The sequence below is a fragment of the Proteus hauseri genome, assembly GCF_040139125.1.
Lineage (GTDB): Bacteria > Pseudomonadota > Gammaproteobacteria > Enterobacterales > Enterobacteriaceae > Proteus > Proteus hauseri_B.
The window spans coordinates 437293-453890 of the sequence record NZ_JBEEUB010000001.1 but is presented as its reverse complement, the minus strand read 5'-3'; the positions used below and the strand labels follow the sequence as shown (position 1 = coordinate 453890).

Below are 16598 nucleotides of genomic sequence, written 5' to 3'. Positions count from 1 at the left end.
ATTATAAAGGACCTCGATTTTCATGCTGGACTTGCTTGTTCAATGGTATAAACGCCGCTTTGCTGATCCACAGGTTATTGCCTTAGTGTTCATCTTAATTGCTGGCTTTTCAATTATCTACTTTTTCAGTGGCATACTCGCACCATTGCTAGTGGCGATTGTACTTGCCTACTTATTAGAGTGGCCAACTCATTTGCTTGAAAAGTTAGGTTGTGCCCGAGTATGGGCAGTATCGATTATTCTGACACTATTTATTGGCGTTAGTGCCATTGTAATTTTGATTTTAGCGCCAACAGTTTGGCAACAGGGTATGACGCTGATTTCTGATTTACCAAACATGATAAATCGATTTAATGATTTTGCTCGTGAATTACCTGACCGTTTTCCGGCATTAGTTGATGCGGGGATTGTGGATATGATGGCTGAAAATTTGCGTAGTAAGTTATCTACAGTGGCAGAATCTGTATTAAAAGTTTCTCTCGCATCATTGATTGGTATTATTACACTCTCTATTTATCTTATACTCGTGCCACTAATGACGTTCTTTTTATTAAAAGATAAACGTCAGATGCTTAATGCGGTACGCCGTGTTTTACCTAAAAATAGAATATTGGCAGCACAAGTTTGGATAGAAGTGAATCAGCAAATTACAAACTATATTCGCGGTAAAGTAACAGAAATGGTAATCGTCGGTGTATTTACCTATTTTGTTTTTGCCTTTTTTGATTTGCGATATTCTGTATTACTTGCGGTATTGGTTGGTGTATCCGTTCTGGTTCCTTATGTTGGTGCTGTATTAGCGACTATACCAGTGATTGTCATTGCACTTTCTCAGTGGGGATTAGGCTCTGATTTTTGGGCACTGTTTATTGCTTATTTAGTGGTTCAAGGGTTAGACAGTAACTTATTAGTACCTATCTTGTACTCTGAAGCTGTAAATATGCATCCATTGGTGATTATCTTATCAGTTATTATTTTTGGTGGTATGTGGGGATTTTGGGGCGTATTTTTTGCCATCCCATTAGCGACATTAATAAAAGCAGTGCTTCATGCCTTACCTGATGAAATCGCCAATGAGCAAAAAGAAAAACTAACGAAAAATTAATCGGTTAAATAGCATTACAATAAAAAACAGACAGTGAAAACTGTCTGTTTGTTTTTAAATAGGATTGTGCAAAATTATGGATGTTGTGCCAGATATTCGAGCACAATTTGGTGATGGTTGCTGGTTTTAAAACTATCGAAAACGTATTCAATAGTGCCATTTTTATCAATGAGAAACGAAGTACGATGAATGCCATCGTAAGTTTTTCCCATAAATTGCTTCTCACCCCAAATGCCAAATTGTTCTGCAACTTGATGATCTTCATCTGAAAGCAATGTGAAGTTCAACATCTCTTTTTCTGCAAAACGTGAAAGTTTTTCTGATTTGTCGGTGCTGATACCGAGCACTTCAACTTTGGCTTTTTTTAGTGCATCCATCTCATCTCGCAATCCACAGGCTTGAGTGGTACAACCCGGTGTCATTGCTTTTGGATAGAAATAAACGAGCACACGTTGGCCAGCGAAATCAGACAGATTAATGGTTTCTCCATCTTGATCGGGCAGACTGAATTGAGGTGCCTTCTCACCGGCTTTTAATGGGTTCATTAGGTAATTCTCCATTTTTTACTGTTTCATCATCAGACTATTTACAATACTTATTGTGCCTTGAGCATGAAGCTCTGTACATAATTGATTGAATTTCTCATGAATTACGAGACCATGATCATCTAACGGATTATGTGCCGTTATTTGTATTTCTAAACGAGCAGGCGTTCCATCATCTGAAGGATGCGTCTTAGAAATTAATTCAGCAAGATTAAAATTGTGTTGACTAAATAAATTAGTAAACCGTTCTACAATACCGGGTGCATCTTCAATATCAACTTTTGCTGCAATAGTAGAAGGGTAAACTATTGGCGAGGCATTAGTTGTTCGCTTCATTACAGTCAGTAAATCCAGTTCCGCACTTTTTATTGGAAGTAACGCTTCTAATTGTGCGATAGCATTCCAACCACCAGAAAGTAGCATGATAAACGTAAATTCTTGACCGAACATAGCAAGTCGGCTGTCCTCTATATTACATCCACATTGGCTAACTAATTGAGTGATGGTATCAACGATACCAGGACGATCAGAACCTAATGCAGTGATCACGAGGAAATGTTTATCAGGTATGGGCAAAATGAGGTTCCTTTTGACTTTCAGTTTATTCTTAACAGGTAACCACAAATTTTGATTTCTGCCAAGATCAGTCGTTCACTATATTGAATTATTATCTCTCTTTAATACATATCAAAGAATATTAGCAAATTTCATTAGAAACCTAGAGTTAAGTAGTTTTCAATAGAGGAATGAATGAGTACCATTGTGTATAAGTCTATCTCGGAGCAATAAATTATGGTGAGTAACAAATTTAATTTTACAGGCAGTATGGTGGCGCTAGTCACGCCAATGGATGCACAAGGCAATGTTGACCGGGTTAGCTTACGCAAATTGGTCGATTATCATGTTCAGGCAAAAAGTGCGGCTATCGTTTCTGTTGGTACAACGGGCGAATCTGCAACTTTAAGCCATGAAGAGCATGTTGATGTTGTTTTGATGACATTGGATATCGCCGATGGACGTATTCCCGTTATTGCTGGCACAGGTGCAAATGCAACCTCAGAAGCAATTTGGTTTACTCAGCAATTTGAAAATAGAGGTATTGCGGGTTGTTTGAGTGTGACACCTTATTATAATAAACCATCACAAGAAGGGCTCTATCAGCATTTTAAAGCAATTTCTGAAAGCACCGACTTACCACAAATATTGTATAATGTACCTTCACGTACCGGATGCGATTTATTGCCAGTAACAGTTGCACGTTTAGCTGAGTTGGATAATATTGTGGCAATTAAAGAGGCGACAGGGAACTTAAGTCGTGTTAGTCAAATCCAAGAGTTGGTAAATGATGATAACTTTATTCTACTCAGTGGAGATGACGCATCATCATTAGACTTTATGCAGCTTGGTGGTCATGGTGTTATTTCGGTTACAGCTAACGTTGCAGCCGCAGAGATGGTAGAATTATGTCGATTGGCAAAAGTTGGAGAGTTTGCAAAAGCACGTAAACTTAACCAGCGTCTGATGGATCTACATCATCAGTTATTTGTTGAACCTAATCCAATCCCAGCTAAGTGGGCGTGTCAACGTATTGGATTGATTGAAGACGCCACATTGCGCTTACCTATGACACCGTTGACATCATCAGGTCAGCAAATTGTTGAGAAAGCGCTGGTAACAGCGGGAATACTGTAAAACTTAGGGAATTTTAATGGCAACACTATTGCATAAATCAAAGATTATGAAAGTCGCGGGTCTGTCGCTGGTGGTTTTACTGGCAGCCTGTTCAAGCGATCAGCGCTATAAACGTCAGGTCAGTGGTGATGAGTCTTATTTAGAGACTGCGGGACTAAAAAACTTAGCACTCCCTGCGGGTATGGTGTTGCCTTTGCAAAATGGGGAATATGATATTCCTCCCGCTAAAAAAAGTGAGCCTATTGGTTTAGCACTTGATATTCGTCCACCAACACAAGCACTAAACTTATTAAATGGTTCACGTAGTGAAAATAACGCGACTAACAGTAAACTGTTATTACCAAATGCACCTGAAAACAGCACGCTTTATGAGCAAGTCACTTCGGTCTTAAAAGATAGAGGCGTGGTAATCGCCAAAGGTGATGCAGTACAAAAAGAAATTTTAACCGATTGGATTGTTTGGACGCGAGCAGATGAAAACGTGCCTTACCAAACACGCCAGCGTTTAGTCATTGCTCAGCAAGGTAATGTTATTTCATTAACGGTAACTAACGAAGGTTTACGCCAAGGTGAAAGTGACATAACTGATGCCACTGAAGTTAAACGTTATAATACGCTGCTACTTAATGAAATTGTTGATGGTTTAAACCGTATGCGTAACTTAAGTGAGAATACGGCAACAAGCAATCTACAAGGCATTATCGATGTACAAAGTGGTAGTGATAACGTAGGTCTACCAGTGATTATTGTACGCGCACCATTTGATGTGGTTTGGGATAGACTACCTATCGCATTGGAAAGTGTTGGTATGAAGATGGGCGACCGTACACGTTCTAAAGGTTCAATTGAAGTTACTTATAAAGGTTTAAGTAGTGCAAGTTGGAGCTCTTTAGGTGTTGATAAACCTTCTGTAGAAGAAGGAGATTACAAACTACAAGTGGGTGATTTAAATAACCGCAGTAGCTTGCAATTTATCAGTGATAAAGGCAAACCTCTGACTCAATCACAAAATGACCAGATGGTTGCTGCAATGAAAGCGGTATTCAGTAAACCGATGAAATAAGATTATTTCTTAAAGGTATCAAAAAAGCCGCACAATAATAATTGTGCGGCTTTTTTATTTCTCTTAACTTATTATTTTATAAAAATAATTTAGAAATAGCCTGTTTATTCTCAATATAACATTTAATAGATACCTATTCGGATTTATCAAAACAGACGTTTTTTTATAAATGAAATATTACTATTACAGAATTAATAATATTAATCTTAATGCAATATGATAAAAACTGTGCAATATTACTGCGCTATTTACATTAATAAGAATAACAAAGCATTCTCAAATCATTTAAAGGAGTATTTATGAGTGCGGGTGATATGATTATTCACTTAATATTAAGTGGAATACTTATTGTTGGTGTTTATCAATTTTATTTTTTTACTCAACGATATACATTAAGAGAAGTGAAAGTAATTAATTCACCAATTGATGAAAAAATTCCTTTCTGGCCTTGGTGGTCGTGGATCTATAGCTTCTTATATTATCCTGCAATTCTTTATCTCAACTGGATCATTCAAGACTCAAGACAATTTATCATGATTGTATTTAGTTATATTGTTTTGTTGGTCATGCAAATGTTTTTCTTTATTGTTTTTCCTGTCGCAACACCAGCGCATTGGCGTGAAATCAATCCAGGTAAAAAAGCATCAGAAAAATTTCTTAAATTTGTTCAGCATTTTGATGATACCTCTAACTGCTTCCCAAGCATGCATGTTTCAGTCGCCACATTAACCGCGTGTCTTGCTTATGCAACATTAGGACCACTTGTTTTTCTCTTCCCATTATTGATTGCATTGTCATGTATGTTTACTAAACAACACTATTTAATTGATTTGCCAGCGGGTGCATTATTGGGCTGGGCAGCTTATGAAGTGTATTGTTTTATTATTTAATACATAGTAAGAATAATTTTTGATTAGAGTAATCAATAAATGACGCATTATTAAGGATGATGAACAGGAAATATAGCGAGTCACCACACTATATTTTGCTATATCCAAGCAAATTACTTAATTTATGAGTAATTTGTTTGGATAGTTTTTATTGAGATATAGGACAGCAACGTAATAAAAGTGATAATAAAAAATTGAGTAAACTAATAGTAAGACCATAGATATGATTGTAGTTAAATATAAAATAATGCAATTTTTCTTTTTTAGAGTAATTTAACTATTAATATGCTGCTTCTGTTTTACTTGAATTTCATAAAAATAGACGATTGTACGGTTATCAATCTTTACTAATAATGAGTAAGTACTTTTTCCCATTAGTTATTTTATTAAATTTTTCTTCTTAATTTCAACGTCCTCTCTTTTTATTACACTGCTTATTCTTTGGTTTATCTTTCGCCATTAAGCTCAGTTTAGCCTTAAAAGGATGAGATTTTTAGCCATCCTACCCACGTTTTAAAAGCTTTTTTGTATAATCTAGAGTAGAGTATAGGCGGTTATTTCTTGTTAAACCTATCACATCTTTGGAGTGTGTCAGATGCAAAAAAAAGCTGAGTTGTATCGTGGGAAAGCCAAAACGGTCTATACCACCGAATCTTCTGATTTCCTTATCTTAGAATTTAGAAACGATACATCAGCGTTAGATGGCCAACGTATTGAACAGTTTGATCGTAAAGGTATGGTAAATAATAAGTTTAACCATTTCATTATGAACAAATTGGAAGAAGCGGGTATCCCAACGCAGATGGAACGTTTGCTTTCTGATAATGAAGTGCTGGTGAAAAAACTGGATATGGTTCCTGTTGAATGTGTTATTCGTAACCGTGCTGCTGGTTCATTAGTAAAACGTTTAGGTATTGAAGAAGGTCTTGTTTTAAACCCACCTATTTTTGATCTCTTTCTAAAAGATGATGCTCGTCATGATCCTATGGTGAATGAATCTTATTGTGAAACCTTTGGTTGGGTATCTAAAGAACACCTCGCAGAAATGAAACGTCTGAGTTATAAAGCAAACGATGTCCTTAGCGAACTGTTTGATAAAGCTGGACTTATTCTTGTGGATTTCAAACTTGAGTTTGGTTTATTTAACGGAAAAGTCGTGCTCGGTGATGAGTTCTCTCCTGATGGTAGTCGTTTATGGGATAAAAACACCTTAGATAAAATGGATAAAGACCGTTTCCGTCAAAGTCTAGGTGGATTAATTGAAGCATACGAAGAAGTTGCACGTCGTATCGGTGTTTCTTTAGACTAAATACGCAATCGATTACGTCAAGCAAAAAAAACAATAACAGTAAAGGTCAGCTTAAAAACTGACCTTTTGTTGTATTAAATAAGGGGAAAAGTGAGCAAATGCTCAATGATTAAAAGATTATTGTAAGCCAAAGCTTTCAAGTAATTGTTTAATCTCTTTATTAAGCGCTAGGCTATCAAGGTATTGATTGATTAATGGTGTCGGTTGGATCAGTGCATATTTAACGAGAAATATTAAAAAATAACCGACATAAACATCAACAGCGGTTAGATTTTTACCACAAATATAAGGCGCCGCATTAGCTAGACCTGTTTCTAAGCAACGAAATGAGCGCTCAAAAGAGCCAAAACCAGATGATTTTTGTTGTTCTTCATTAAGTTCAACACCTAAATCTTTAACAGTAAAAGCGGCTTCAATAGGACCTGCGGTAAAAAAGAACCAGCGATAATATGCTGCACGTTCAGGCGAACCTAAAGCAGGTGCAAAACCTTTCTCAATAAACTTATCCGCTAAATACATACAAATTGCAGAGGTTTCAGTGACAATACTATCACCATCGACTAATGCAGGTACTTTTGCCATCGGATTAATAGCAAGATATTCTGCACTGTGCATCTGCTCACCATAAGATAATTCAACACGTTTAAAAGGAACGGCAAGCATTTTTAAAAAGAGTTCTACCGTATTACCACGTGACATTGAATTGGTATAAAGGGTCAGTTTGCTCATAATGTTTCCTTACTATTTATCTGTTTATTAATTAATTGGGGTGAGACGAGATAGTAAGGTAACTGCGTGTCAATTCTTGTCAGTAGTGTTGTCACAAATCTCTTTTTTCCATCTATCGAGCAAATAGCTTTTTGGATAAGGTAAGTTATCGATTAATACAAGATAAGAAATAATTCTATCTAACCGGAAATGACGATAGCTTTGACGTAATTCACACCAAGCCGCAAGTACTTGTGACTCTTTAAAATAACCAACCGCAATAGGCCATATTGTTCTGCTACTAAGTTGTTTATTGACGTCCTGATACGCTATTTTTGCTTTTTTTTCTTCTCTTAAACTCAGGCGTAAATCTTTAGCGATACTGTCATTAACGGCAATAAATTGGCTGGTTGGTGCAAATAACGTATTTTGATCAAGAATAATTTGGTGCTGTGTTGTCACTACGGCATTGATTTTATTTATTGCCCGGAGTGCTGATTCTTTAAGCTCTTGATCAGTATTACTTTGTACCCAACGTAAACCTAATATTAGCGCTTCAAGCTCATTAACATCAAACATTAACGGCGGCAGTAGTAAGCCTGTTTTTAATTGGTAGCCTAAGCCTGCTTCACCAGTTATATCTGCACCTTGGTCACGTAATGACTCAATATCGCGATAGATAGATCGCACACTAATTTGCAGCTTTGTGGCAAGTGCCTGAGCGGTTACTGGATAGCGATTTTCTTTTAAAATTTGCAATAACGTGAGCAAACGTTGAGTTCGGGTCATTAAATTTTCTACTTGTAGATAAGAAAGAGGAGATAAAATGCAATAGTACGAGAATTCTATTATTGATTTTAATAAAAAAACAGTCTTCTTAATGGCAATTATGATACAAGCATTTATTGTTGTTACTATTTTCTGATCTTCACTATTATTCAGCTCTTAAAAAATAGGACATAGAAATAGTAAGATTTTTGTTATTATCTAAAATAGTGACATAAATTCAAACTAGTATATTTAATCAGTGGGGAATGATTATGCGTTGGAATGATCGCCGAAAAAGTAATAATGTTGAAGATAGACGAGGGCAACCCTCTTCAGCGTCAGGTGGTGGTAATCTTCCACTGGGATTAATCGCACTTTTATTACGCACTAAATATGGTTTTGTTATCATTATTATATTAGTTATTGCCAGTTTTATGGGCTTTGATTTTAACTCATTAACGGGCGAAACGACCCAACCCACGCAGCGTAACGAACAGCAAACTGCACTTTATAACGAAGCTGCAGATTTTAGTAGTGTCGTATTAGCAAGCACAGAAGATTTTTGGCAGGGGCTATTTGCTCAAGCGGGTAAACAATATAGTTATCCTAAATTAGTGCTTTATAGTGGCAGCACAACAACGCAGTGCGGAACTGGCACCAAAATTATGGGACCATTTTATTGCCCAGCAGATAGAAAAATTTACCTCGACCTCTCATTTTATAATGAAATGAAAAATAGCTTAGGTGGTGGGGGCGAATTTGCTCAAGGTTATGTGATTTCTCATGAAGTAGGGCATCATGTACAACATCTATTAGGTATCACCGATAATATGCGTGAAAAACAGCAAATGGCGCGTTCAAAAGCGGAAGCTAACCGTTTATCGGTTAAATTAGAACTTCAAGCAGATTGCTTTGCTGGTATGTGGGGGCGCTTTATGGCGGGTGAAGGGCGTGTTGATGAAGCTGATTTATTAACGGCAATTAAAACAGCACAAGCTATTGGTGATGATAGTTTACAACGAAGCCAACAAGGTTATGCCGTACCCGATAGCTTTACTCATGGCACGGCTGAGCAACGTAAAACGTGGTTTATGAAAGGATATAACAGTGGCAGCATTAAATCGTGCGATACATTTGCTTCTTCGTCATTGAACTAATAACATTCTGCTATAAATTAAAAAATGATTATTCCCATAATTAGAATGGGTTAGGAATACGAATGAGTAATGTTGATCCCTCATTATTAATTTTGCTAGTGCTCGCGGGTCTTGGCATTATCAGCCATAATATGACCGTCACATTAGCAATGATTTTTTTATTAGTTGTAAAAATTACACCATTAAATCAATATTTTCCTATCGTTGAAAAGTACGGTATGACGATAGGTATTTTGATCCTCACTATCGGTGTAATGACACCTATTGCCACAGGGCGTATTTCAGCGCAAGAAGTGTTAAGTTCATTTCTAAATTGGAAATCCCTCTTAGCTATCGCAATTGGTATCGCTGTGTCTTGGTTGGGTGCTAGAGGTGTCTCTTTAATGAATAACCAACCTTCTACTGTTGCTGGTTTATTGGTTGGTACCGTTATTGGGGTAGCACTATTTAGAGGTGTTCCTGTTGGACCATTAATTGCAGCGGGTATTCTTTCGCTATTAATTGGTAAGTCATAGTAGTGACATTGTTAAATTTGCAATCTTACCAACAAAAACTTGCACAAAACGGGCAACGGCAACTGTTGTTATTAGCGGGAGATAAAGCATGGCAATTAGTAAAAATTCAGCAGTTACAACAAATATGTATTGGTGATTGGTTAACAATATCACCAAACAATATTGATGCAATTCTTCCTAATCGAGCCGCTAACTTACTAGGCAGAGAGTTTCTTCATGGCATCTTTGATGCTAATGATGAATTTAATGCAGATGCACTTGCCATATTAACGGGTACATTAAAAGCGGGTAGCTGGTTAGTTCTCTGTTTACCCGATATAAACAGCTGGCATCAATATATTGATAGTGATAGCCAGCGCTGGAATGATGCTGAAGGTATACTGCCAACGCCTAATTTTATGGCATGGTTAAAAAGTATTACGTTAAATAATCAACAAGCTATTGTTTGGCAACAATCACAATCTTTGCAATTACCCACACTTAATCAATACTCCGCGCCTTGGGCGTTACCTCAAGGCTTGCCGACAGCTGAGCAGCAACTGATTTTAGAAAAGCTGTTAACATCACAACATGGTATATGGAGTGTAATTGCACCTAGAGGCAGAGGTAAATCTGCGCTTGCAGGTATGTTAATTGAGCAATGGCAAGGTTCAGTGATTGTGAGTGCACCCGCGAAAAGTAGTACGGATGTACTCTATACACATACCAATAAACCTATTCTATTTTATTCACCAGATAACTTATTAGCGCTATGTGAAACAGATCAATGTGATAAAAGTGATTGGCTGATTATTGATGAAGCTGCCGCTTTACCTATTGCTCAATTAGTTGCTCTTTGCCGCTATTTCCCTCGCATTCTAATGACAACTACGGTTCAAGGGTATGAAGGAACAGGGCGAGGCTTTATGCTTAAATTAGGTGATAGCCTGCCATTATTGACAACTTATCAATTAGAAACCCCGATCCGTTGGGCTAAGAATGATCCCTTAGAGTGCTGGCTTAATCAGCTATTATTACTTGATGAACCGGATTATTGTCTTGATAAACAACAAGGTGATATCACCATTGTTCAGCAAAAAAATAACTGGAACCATAATATTGACCATTTTCAGGACTTTTATCGCTTGCTCACAAGTGCTCATTATCGGACAACACCATTAGATTTACGTCGGCTATTAGATGGGCAGAAACAGAGCTATTGGTCGGCATCAATTAATAAAACGATGGTTGGTGCAGTATGGTGTATTGATGAAGGTGAATTACCAGAAACCTTAGCACAAGAGGTATGGTTAGGCACTCGTCGCCCAAGAGGTAATTTAGTGGCGCAATCGCTGGTCACTTATGGTCTCACTATCGATGCTATGTGTTTAAAATCACTGCGCATTAGTCGGATAGCTGTTTTACCGCCTTATCGGCGTCAAAAAGTTGCAGCAAATCTTATTGAGCATATTGTTAAAGATGCACAAAAGAGACATGTTGATTTTCTTAGCGTTAGTTTCGGTTATACAGATGCGCTAGCTAAATTTTGGACACAATGTGGTTTTAGTATCGTTCGATTAGGGGTACATAAAGAGGCGAGTAGTGGTTGTTACACTGCAATGGCGATTTATCCTTTAACTGAAAAAGGTCAGCAACAGCAGCAACTGGCACTGGTAGCATTGGCATTACAGTATCATCAGATCAAACAACAGACAGGAATAGCGTTATCAATTAATCAATTACCTACCAATAATCTGATCCAACAAGGGCGATGGTTATTGATTGCCGGATTTGCATTTGCTCATCGTTCAGTGTTAACCGTATCTGATAGCGTTGCACACTTTTTGCTGGGTACTAAATTAGATTACCCGCTATTAACCGCCTATTTTATTGATAAAAAATCGGAACAAGAGTGTGTTGAGCAATTTCTTTTATCAGGTAAAAAAGCATTAATAAAAGCACTGCGACAGCAATGTGCACAGCTAATGAGTGAGCATGATGCTCAATTGGCTCACTGTTATCAGCAATGGTTGACTACTTATCCCCATTTTTCTTGGGCCAATCGTCCTCATCATCCCATTTATCATTAAAATCACGATGTGGTGGTAATTTACGTTTGTTTTTAAGAAACTGTTTTGGGTCTATTTTATTCATATCTTTAATGGCGTTAATGATAATACCCACTAAAAGAATGAGAATTACCCACCAATAATCAGCAAGCCAGTTCATATGTTCGCCTTATTTTTAGGGATGTTACTTAGAAAATATTTCTGTTTTGTTTATTATATACAATCAAAAGAGATTAATCGGAAAAACAGAACATGAAACGGATACTCTTAATTATAGCGGGTTGGTTATGTGTTGGATTAGCTACCCTTGGCGTTATTTTACCCGTACTACCTACAACCCCTTTTTTATTATTAGCCGCTTGGTGTTTTTCTCGCTCATCACAACGTTTTCATTATTGGCTACTTTATCGCTCTTGGTTTGGTCCCTATTTACGTTATTGGCAAACTTATAAAGCAATGCCTAAAGGTGCCAAACCAAAGGCGATAATTGTTATTTTACTTACCTTTTCACTCTCATTATGGCTAGTTTCAATGCTATGGGTAAGAATATTATTACTGATTATCTTAGTTTGTTTACTGATATTTATGTGGCGACTTCCTGTGAATGATCAGTAGGAAGCCCCTTGTGATAAATAGCATTATTCAGAGAAGACAATATTATTCAGGTAATACAATATAGTGCTGAAATATCTCATCGAGATGTGCTAATAGCCACTGTTTGCCGCAAATATCTTCTTCTTGTAATACTGATTTTAAAATATCAGGTGTATAAGCTAAAGATGCCTCATGAGAGAGAGGCCAATAACTAATATGCCAAGGCTCATAAGCGATATAGCTCGCTTTATGAGTAAATGGGCGATAAAAATCATAATTCGACATATTTTCTGTTAGCCATTCACTTAACTGAGCAAAATAGCCGCCATCTTCGTATTCCCAAGGTTCTAGTTGTAAAGATTGTCCTGGGGGTAAACGGAAAGGGTCGTAAATATCGATTTCGGTTCCCCAATGGTGACGACTTGCTCCGGGTAATGCTGACCACTTTAAGATAGCCTGACAACGTTCACTCTCTGATAACTCATGAATATCAATGGGTTGACTTTGTGCGTTTAAAGTAGGGCGAGAGCCTTCGAATTTACCATTCCATATTGCTAATTGGCGATTGAAATCGCGAAATGAGCTTGCGGCCTCTAATTTAAAACCAGCCTTTGCCGCTTGTTGCTGTAACGCTAAAAAAGCTTTGGTGGCATTAAACTGTAAACAATGCTGACCTGATAATGTCACCAAATGATCAGTAGAACGTCCTGTTAACATTAATGGGGTTATCATAAAACCAGTTGCTCCATAATTCTCTGATAAATTCGGCTAAGTTGCTGTAAATCAGCGGCATTAACACACTCATTTACTTTATGGATCGTCGCATTAATAGGTCCTAACTCGACAACTTGAGCCCCCATCTGTGCAATAAATCGACCATCAGAAGTTCCTCCGCTGGTGGATAATTCAGGCTCTACATTAGTGTAGTGTTTTACTGAATAGCGAACGGCATCAAGCAGTTTACCTTGTCCTGTAATAAATGGTTGACCCGATAAAGACCACTCTAAGCTATAACGAAGTTGGTATTTTTGTAATAGCACTTCGGTGCGTTGGCGAATCTCATCATCCGTAATTGCAGTACTAAAACGAAAGTTAAATTGGATAAATAACTCACCAGGAATAACATTATTACTGCCCGTTCCTGCATGAATATTGGCAATTTGCATCGTGGTAGCAGGAAAAAATTCGTTACCTTTATCCCAAACCGTATTGACCAATTCTTGGATAAAAGGCGATGCAGTATGAATGGGATTTTCTGCAAGATGAGGATAAGCAACGTGACCTTGTATGCCATGAATAATCAGATTTGCTGTTATTGAACCTCGGCGACCATTTTTAACCATATCGCCTAATTGATATTGGCTTGAAGGTTCACCCACAAGACAATAATCAAGACGTTCGCCACGAGACATTAAAGATTGCACTACTTTTACTGTACCATCTGCGGCTTTAGCTTCTTCATCTGAGGTGATAAGAAACGCTAAACGACCACGATGGTCTGGATATGAGCGGACAAAGCGTTCAGCAGCAACAATCATTGCGGCAAGTGAGCCTTTCATATCAGCAGCGCCTCGTCCATAAAGCATACCATCACGAATAGAAGGCTCAAAAGGGGGATTATCCCACGCAGCAAGATCACCGGTAGGAACAACATCGGTGTGGCCCGCAAATGCGAGCGTTTCGCCTTCGCCACCGCGACACGCCCATAAGTTTTCAGTATCACCAAATGGCATTCTTTCGATAGTAAAGCCTAAAGGGCTTAATCTTTCGATAATAAGCTGCTGACAGCCTTGATCATCAGGGCTGATTGATGGGCGAGCAATAAGTTGTTGTGCAAGCTCAATAACAGGACAGGACATAGAAATTAGGCTCCTGTAAAATTGATGTAATCATTGGTATTAAAACCAACAAGAAAACGGTTATCAGAGGCAACAAGGACAGGGCGTTTTATTACTGCTGGGTTATCTAACATCAGGGTGATAGCAGATGTTGCATCAGTAATTGCATTTTTTTCATCATCAGATAACTGACGCCAAGTGGTTCCTCTTTTATTAACAAGTGTCTGCCAATCTATATTTTCTGTAAAGCTGCGTAATAATGCTTTCGTCAAACCGTCTTTGCGGTAATCATGAAAAACATAAGGAATGTTATTTTCGTCCAGCCATTTGATTGCTTTTTTGATGGTATCGCAATTTTTTATGCCGTACATAGTATATGTCGGGTTTGTAGTGGACATGATATTTTCCTTATATGACAATACGTAATATCGGTATCAAATAGAATGAGTGTTATACAATTCCAAAATAACAGGTTTTGCTGTAGTGAAAAATCCTATTTACATTATAAAATATATCGGATATTAACCTGTCCTAGTAGTGTAGCGAATTGTGTAACGTAGAGTAATAGAAATAAAGATTTCCGTTGGTAAAAGAAAATATGAAAAGCATTTCACTGAGTCTTATATTGCTTTTACTTTCAACTTTTAGCTGGGCTAATGAAGATGAAGACAGCAAAAAAGTTGATGAGTATAAAATAGCCCTACAGGCATTTTTCAACAGTGATTATTTGTTATGTTTAGGTGAGGGGAAATGGCCCGTTTATAGCAATGAAGATGATGCACCTTGGGTATTAGAAAGAATGCATGCTTTAATGGAAGCGGGTTTAATTGAACAAACATCTAATGGTGAAGAGTGGGTATTTAACCTTAGCGATAAAGGTCGTAAAGCTTGGCAACCATACCAAGATTTCTGTTATGGACACCTTTTTATTAGTCAAATCAAAGAAATAGAACCACTTGATTCAGGGAAAAGCACGATCTATTTCTATTATGGCGTAAAAGGAATACCTTCTTGGGCAAATAATTCAGAAATCCAATCAGCATTTAGTGAACTGGACATTGTTATTAATGGTATTAATCGAGAGCTTTATCAATTAAAAATTGAAAAGCTACCAGGTGAGCACTTTAAAGTATTGAGTTATCCTGTTCCGATTGAATAAGTGATGAAATTTCATTCAACTCATACCTCGGTATTACAAATATTACCCCGACTTTATGTCGGGGTAGATACATTAATGTTGATGCTTAATTAAAATAAGGCTTGCCGCTAAACGCGATGTTACCTGTAGCTTTTTTAAAATATTACGAATATGTACTTTGACCGTCTCTTCAGAAATAAACAAATTTTCAGCAATCTGTTTGTTTTTCATGCCCCCAGAAACTTCATGAAGTACATCCAGCTCTCTTTTTGTTAATGCTGATAGTGGATCAGAATAGTTTTGTCGTAACTGAATATATTGCCAAACACGTTCACTATAAACAGGATGTCCAACTACTGCTTTACGTAGACTTAATAGCAGCATATCAATCTCACACTCTTTTAAAAGATAACCGTTTGCGCCTGCATCCAAAGCAGCATAAACATCACTACGAGCATCAGAGACCGATAAAACTAAAACATACGATGTTAAACCTGCACGACGTAAAGTTCGGATAATATCAATACCAGAACGCCCTTGAAGATTTAAGTCCATCATAATAAGGTCTGGATTTAACTGCTGTGCGGTGGTTATTGCTTCTTTTGCGTTGCCACTTTCGCTTACTACAACAAACTCCTTGTCCTTTTCTAACAATAGCCGTAATCCATATCTCATGACAGGGTGATCATCCACTATCATAATTGAGTAGCTAGGCATAACCCCTCTCCCTAAAAAAAATAAAAATGTGCGTAATCTTTCTAAAAGCAGAAAATAAATAAAACAAATTCCAAATGAGGAATAAAAAATAGAATCAGACATCTTATTAAAACAATAAGAAAATAAAATTGACGGTTGGCAATATTACACCAATTATTGTTACGGGTAAAAAAGAAAATAACCAAAACGACTAACAAAAGTTCTAATACTATGAATTGGAAATGAATACAATGAGTTAAGATAAGATTTTCTATTCTAAAATTAATAAACAAGTGAAAATAGTTATTGGTTTATAAAACAATATAAAGTAAATAATTATTTGAATTATTAATTTAGTAACTGATAAATAATAAACAGACATTGTCTTTTTTCTGTTCGAGTTTATTACAATGATGAAATTAAATTGAGTTAATAATATACCTAGAATGAGGTATTAGTTGTTTATAATAAATCTTGTTTACTAATTTGAAAAAAGTGTCGGTGTTGTCATGATTTAACGCTCTATTACCAT

Annotated in this window: 19 protein-coding genes; 10 read left to right on the top strand and 9 right to left on the bottom strand. The window is 37.0% G+C overall.

Annotation, left to right across the window (positions count from 1 at the left end; translation table 11 throughout):
- Positions 1-22 precede the first annotated feature (22 nt).
- Positions 23-1105 carry an AI-2E family transporter gene (locus ABN099_RS02040; RefSeq protein ID WP_349462042.1) on the top strand — a complete coding sequence of 361 codons (1083 nt, stop codon included), beginning with the start codon at positions 23-25 and terminating at the stop codon, positions 1103-1105.
- A 74-nt stretch (positions 1106-1179) separates the two neighbouring features.
- Here the strand turns inward: ABN099_RS02040 and bcp are convergent, their stop codons facing one another.
- A complete protein-coding gene (bcp, locus tag ABN099_RS02035) occupies positions 1180-1650 on the bottom strand; it encodes a thioredoxin-dependent thiol peroxidase (protein ID WP_349462041.1) in 471 nt (156 codons plus the stop codon).
- 18 nt (positions 1651-1668) lie between these two features.
- Positions 1669-2226 carry a glycine cleavage system transcriptional repressor gene (locus ABN099_RS02030; RefSeq protein WP_349462040.1) on the bottom strand — a complete coding sequence of 186 codons (558 nt, stop codon included), beginning with the start codon at positions 2224-2226 and terminating at the stop codon, positions 1669-1671.
- A gap of 216 nt (positions 2227-2442) precedes the next feature.
- Here ABN099_RS02030 and dapA point away from each other — a divergent pair, with 216 nt between their 5' ends.
- The 4 genes from dapA (at position 2443) to purC (ending at position 6604) form a co-directional block, all read left to right on the top strand.
- Positions 2443-3342, top strand: coding sequence for a 4-hydroxy-tetrahydrodipicolinate synthase (gene dapA, locus ABN099_RS02025; RefSeq protein WP_349462039.1), 900 nt, complete (start codon positions 2443-2445; stop codon positions 3340-3342).
- Positions 3343-3358: 16 nt separating this feature from the next.
- A complete protein-coding gene (bamC, locus tag ABN099_RS02020; protein ID WP_349462038.1) occupies positions 3359-4405 on the top strand; it encodes an outer membrane protein assembly factor BamC in 1047 nt (348 codons plus the stop codon).
- A gap of 299 nt (positions 4406-4704) precedes the next feature.
- Positions 4705-5295, top strand: a complete 591-nt coding sequence (locus ABN099_RS02015; RefSeq protein ID WP_349462037.1) for a phosphatase PAP2 family protein — start codon at positions 4705-4707, stop codon at positions 5293-5295.
- Positions 5296-5890: 595 nt separating this feature from the next.
- Positions 5891-6604, top strand: coding sequence for a phosphoribosylaminoimidazolesuccinocarboxamide synthase (gene purC / locus ABN099_RS02010; RefSeq protein WP_064720231.1), 714 nt, complete (start codon positions 5891-5893; stop codon positions 6602-6604).
- A gap of 117 nt (positions 6605-6721) precedes the next feature.
- Here the strand turns inward: purC and ABN099_RS02005 are convergent, their stop codons facing one another.
- Both ABN099_RS02005 and ABN099_RS02000 read right to left on the bottom strand, forming a co-directional pair.
- Positions 6722-7333 (bottom strand): glutathione S-transferase family protein, encoded by a 612-nt coding sequence (locus ABN099_RS02005; RefSeq protein WP_349462036.1) that lies wholly within the window; start codon positions 7331-7333, stop codon positions 6722-6724.
- 69 nt (positions 7334-7402) lie between these two features.
- Positions 7403-8101 (bottom strand): helix-turn-helix transcriptional regulator, encoded by a 699-nt coding sequence (locus tag ABN099_RS02000; RefSeq protein ID WP_349462035.1) that lies wholly within the window; start codon positions 8099-8101, stop codon positions 7403-7405.
- 251 nt (positions 8102-8352) lie between these two features.
- Here ABN099_RS02000 and ypfJ point away from each other — a divergent pair, with 251 nt between their 5' ends.
- The 3 genes from ypfJ to ABN099_RS01985 all read left to right on the top strand — a co-directional run bounded on the left by ypfJ (position 8353) and on the right by ABN099_RS01985 (position 11821).
- Positions 8353-9237 (top strand): KPN_02809 family neutral zinc metallopeptidase, encoded by an 885-nt coding sequence (gene ypfJ, locus ABN099_RS01995; RefSeq protein WP_349462034.1) that lies wholly within the window; start codon positions 8353-8355, stop codon positions 9235-9237.
- 62 nt (positions 9238-9299) lie between these two features.
- A complete protein-coding gene (locus tag ABN099_RS01990; protein WP_349462033.1) occupies positions 9300-9752 on the top strand; it encodes a DUF441 domain-containing protein in 453 nt (150 codons plus the stop codon).
- 2 nt (positions 9753-9754) lie between these two features.
- Positions 9755-11821, top strand: coding sequence for a tRNA(Met) cytidine acetyltransferase TmcA (locus ABN099_RS01985; protein ID WP_349462032.1), 2067 nt, complete (start codon positions 9755-9757; stop codon positions 11819-11821).
- Here ABN099_RS01985 and ABN099_RS01980 read toward each other — a convergent pair.
- Positions 11766-11960, bottom strand: coding sequence for a hypothetical protein (locus ABN099_RS01980; RefSeq protein ID WP_349462031.1), 195 nt, complete (start codon positions 11958-11960; stop codon positions 11766-11768). The genes ABN099_RS01985 and ABN099_RS01980 overlap by 56 nt on opposite strands.
- Before the next feature lie 92 nt (positions 11961-12052).
- On the opposite strand from ABN099_RS01980, the gene ABN099_RS01975 reads away from it, so the two are divergent.
- The gene (locus ABN099_RS01975) at positions 12053-12415 is read left to right on the top strand and encodes a DUF454 family protein (RefSeq protein WP_349462030.1); all 363 of its coding nucleotides are present in this window, start codon (positions 12053-12055) and stop codon (positions 12413-12415) included.
- Positions 12416-12457: 42 nt separating this feature from the next.
- Here the strand turns inward: ABN099_RS01975 and ABN099_RS01970 are convergent, their stop codons facing one another.
- From ABN099_RS01970 to ABN099_RS01960, 3 genes are read right to left on the bottom strand one after another with little or no spacing between them, the layout of a single operon-like run.
- Entirely contained in the window at positions 12458-13126 is a 669-nt protein-coding gene (locus ABN099_RS01970) for a M15 family metallopeptidase (RefSeq protein ID WP_349462029.1), read from the bottom strand.
- Positions 13123-14253, bottom strand: a complete 1131-nt coding sequence (gene dapE, locus ABN099_RS01965) for a succinyl-diaminopimelate desuccinylase (RefSeq protein WP_349462028.1) — start codon at positions 14251-14253, stop codon at positions 13123-13125. Before dapE ends, ABN099_RS01970 begins: the two co-directional genes overlap by 4 nt.
- 5 nt (positions 14254-14258) lie before the next feature.
- Complete coding sequence (locus tag ABN099_RS01960; RefSeq protein ID WP_349462027.1) at positions 14259-14630, bottom strand: ArsC family reductase; 372 nt, start codon at positions 14628-14630, stop codon at positions 14259-14261.
- 200 nt (positions 14631-14830) lie between these two features.
- Here ABN099_RS01960 and ABN099_RS01955 point away from each other — a divergent pair, with 200 nt between their 5' ends.
- Positions 14831-15391 carry a hypothetical protein gene (locus ABN099_RS01955; protein WP_349462026.1) on the top strand — a complete coding sequence of 187 codons (561 nt, stop codon included), beginning with the start codon at positions 14831-14833 and terminating at the stop codon, positions 15389-15391.
- 72 nt (positions 15392-15463) lie between these two features.
- On the opposite strand, the gene ABN099_RS01950 is transcribed toward ABN099_RS01955, so the two are convergent.
- Positions 15464-16087, bottom strand: a complete 624-nt coding sequence (locus tag ABN099_RS01950; RefSeq protein ID WP_129041571.1) for a response regulator — start codon at positions 16085-16087, stop codon at positions 15464-15466.
- Positions 16088-16598: the final 511 nt, after the last annotated feature.

Bases quoted from the DNA above. Each gene is read 5' to 3' on its own strand.
- ABN099_RS02040 (WP_349462042.1), top strand. From the start codon at position 23: ATGCTGGACTTGCTTGTTCAATGGTATAAACGCCGCTTTGCTGATCCA.
- bcp (WP_349462041.1), bottom strand. From the start codon at position 1,650: ATGAACCCATTAAAAGCCGGTGAGAAGGCACCTCAATTCAGTCTGCCC.
- dapA (WP_349462039.1), top strand. From the start codon at position 2,443: ATGGTGAGTAACAAATTTAATTTTACAGGCAGTATGGTGGCGCTAGTC.
- bamC (WP_349462038.1), top strand. From the start codon at position 3,359: ATGGCAACACTATTGCATAAATCAAAGATTATGAAAGTCGCGGGTCTG.
- ABN099_RS02015 (WP_349462037.1), top strand. From the start codon at position 4,705: ATGAGTGCGGGTGATATGATTATTCACTTAATATTAAGTGGAATACTT.
- purC (WP_064720231.1), top strand. From the start codon at position 5,891: ATGCAAAAAAAAGCTGAGTTGTATCGTGGGAAAGCCAAAACGGTCTAT.
- ABN099_RS02005 (WP_349462036.1), bottom strand. From the start codon at position 7,333: ATGAGCAAACTGACCCTTTATACCAATTCAATGTCACGTGGTAATACG.
- ABN099_RS02000 (WP_349462035.1), bottom strand. From the start codon at position 8,101: ATGACCCGAACTCAACGTTTGCTCACGTTATTGCAAATTTTAAAAGAA.
- ypfJ (WP_349462034.1), top strand. From the start codon at position 8,353: ATGCGTTGGAATGATCGCCGAAAAAGTAATAATGTTGAAGATAGACGA.
- ABN099_RS01990 (WP_349462033.1), top strand. From the start codon at position 9,300: ATGAGTAATGTTGATCCCTCATTATTAATTTTGCTAGTGCTCGCGGGT.
- ABN099_RS01980 (WP_349462031.1), bottom strand. From the start codon at position 11,960: ATGAACTGGCTTGCTGATTATTGGTGGGTAATTCTCATTCTTTTAGTG.
- ABN099_RS01975 (WP_349462030.1), top strand. From the start codon at position 12,053: ATGAAACGGATACTCTTAATTATAGCGGGTTGGTTATGTGTTGGATTA.
- ABN099_RS01970 (WP_349462029.1), bottom strand. From the start codon at position 13,126: ATGATAACCCCATTAATGTTAACAGGACGTTCTACTGATCATTTGGTG.
- dapE (WP_349462028.1), bottom strand. From the start codon at position 14,253: ATGTCCTGTCCTGTTATTGAGCTTGCACAACAACTTATTGCTCGCCCA.
- ABN099_RS01960 (WP_349462027.1), bottom strand. From the start codon at position 14,630: ATGTCCACTACAAACCCGACATATACTATGTACGGCATAAAAAATTGC.
- ABN099_RS01955 (WP_349462026.1), top strand. From the start codon at position 14,831: ATGAAAAGCATTTCACTGAGTCTTATATTGCTTTTACTTTCAACTTTT.
- ABN099_RS01950 (WP_129041571.1), bottom strand. From the start codon at position 16,087: ATGCCTAGCTACTCAATTATGATAGTGGATGATCACCCTGTCATGAGA.